General features: G+C 34.2%; 2 protein-coding genes. Both read left to right on the top strand.

Features of this window, described 5'->3' with window-relative positions; genetic code table 11:
- Positions 1-401, top strand: a 401-nt coding sequence (locus tag FTV43_RS15150) for a hypothetical protein (protein WP_179995811.1), incomplete at its 5' end; no start/stop codon positions are given.
- A 1,036-nt stretch (positions 402-1,437) separates the two neighbouring features.
- Positions 1,438-2,099: protein rep (locus FTV43_RS15145; protein WP_179995810.1), on the top strand; the 662-nt coding region annotated here is incomplete at its 3' end.

The raw sequence follows: 2,099 nt of genomic DNA, 5'->3' as shown, positions 1-2,099 counted from the left end.
TAAAACGGAATCCTCAATCTAATCCAAATGCTCAAGATATCAGGCCTGCTAATGCAGGAGCTTTATCGGAGTTATTTAAGTACGCTATTAAAATGACTGTTGATTTGTCTAAATCAGATAATTTTAAACGATTAGACGCACTTTTTTGTATTTTAAAAGGGAAACGTACTCTTGCTACTTTTGGAGGAATTAAAGCTATAAAAGAGCCGACAGACGAAGATTTTCAAGTACAAGGACAATTTGAAGAAGAACTTTATTTGCGTCTAGGAAACGAAGAAAGTTTATGGATTTGGCAAAAAGATGCATTCGATTGGGTTAACCAAGCAACAGGGGAAATGTTGATCGGCGAAGAACTAGAACCGGAAATTCTCCGATTGTGTCAGAAAAAAGTACGGGAGTGATTTTTTTAGCTGCGCTAAAACATTTAGGTTTTTTAGCGTTTTCAGAACAAAACAAGATTTGTTTTTTATCTCTCGAAGAGCCTACGACCAAATTTTAGAGGTACGATTAAAAATTGGTCTAGTAGGTTATACCAATGATAAAATCATATGAAATCGGAGGGGTAAAATATCCTTTGATATTTTGATATTTTGATATTTTTATACTCTGGTCTTTTGATATTTTGCACTTTTAGTCCTATGATATTTCGCATTACCAATGGAGAAAAGAATTTTCTCCATTGGTAATGCGAGAAAATAAAATCTTCACTAAACACGGTTTTATATAATAACATAGCGATTTTAAATAGTTGCAAGATGTGTTTTTGTGACACAAAAACTTCTTGCCACCAAGGTGGGGGAGGGGGCGGAACTTCCGAAAAAAAACATTATATTTGTGAGTCGATGAGGAGGTAAAGAGCTCTGCAGAGGTGCAACTCTTGAGCGCCGAAATTCGAAAACGAAACAAGAAGTCTAGAGATAACTCTGGGCTTTTTTTTTGTCTTTTCATCAGAAAAAAAGAACTTGTTTTGTTCTAAAAACGCTAAAAAACCTACCTACTTTTTTCAAAGAAAAAAGGCTTTAAAATCTAACTTTTCTATTTGTCGGTAAAAAGCCCCTAAGTCCTTTGTTTTCAAGGGTTTTACCTCATAGCCTTGATACATTAGCATAACTGCTTGGGAAATCTATTTTTCAAGTGGGTTTTTTTCCAATTTTTCAGAATGAAAAATCTAAAATTTAGCGAAGCGTAAAAAATTTTCAAGGGACGAAATAGGAATGCAATGTAACGCAGTGAAATTGTCATGACGTTTTAGCCCCTTGCTCCTAAAATGAGAGATAAAAAACAGCAATTGCTGTAAAAAAATAATGCTTGAGTAAAAACCCAAGCATTTATTTTTTGTATCTTTGATTCGATAAAAGACAAAGATGTATAATTCTTGCTTTGGAATCCGACCTCTTCAGCAAGACTAAAACGCGATATTGTATCGTCTCATTTTCTATGGGTAAAGATAATAAAAAAAGCCTTACACAAGGACAGAAACAACAAAAATACAAAGCCATAACAGACCACTTTGCAATTAATTTAGCAATGTGGAATCCCAGCTCTCCTCTAAAAAAGAGCTATGATAATACTTATCATTGCAATCGTGTTAAACATTATAACGGCGAAAAAATGACTTCAACTTACTGCAAAAATCGTTGGTGCTATACTTGTAATCGTATACGTAGTGCTATTAATATAAAACAATATGCTACTCAAATTAATGATTTTGGACAGCCGTTTTTTGTTACTCTTACAAGACCTACTTGTTCCATTGAAGAACTCCAAAGCCAAATAGAAGAAATGGAAAAAAGCTGGAGAATGCTCTATAATTCAAGCAAAGACAAGAGAGGGGATGCCTTTAAGAGTGGTGTTTTTTTAAAAGGAATTAGGACAATGGAATGTACTATTAGACCGAATGGACAATATCACTACCATATGCATATGATTGTTGATGGGTGGGCGAATGCTGAGTGGATTGTAAAAGAATGGTTAAAACGGAATCCTCAATCTAATCCAAATGCTCAAGATATCAGGCCTGCTAATGCAGGAGCTTTATCGGAGTTATTTAAGTACGCTATTAAAATGACTGTTGATTTGTCTAAATCAGATAATTTTAA

It is taken from the genome of Acinetobacter sp. YH16053 (assembly GCF_013417035.1).
Lineage (GTDB): Bacteria > Pseudomonadota > Gammaproteobacteria > Pseudomonadales > Moraxellaceae > Acinetobacter > Acinetobacter towneri.
Note: the sequence above shows the minus strand (reverse complement) of the source record. Positions and strands in the feature narration are given on the sequence as shown.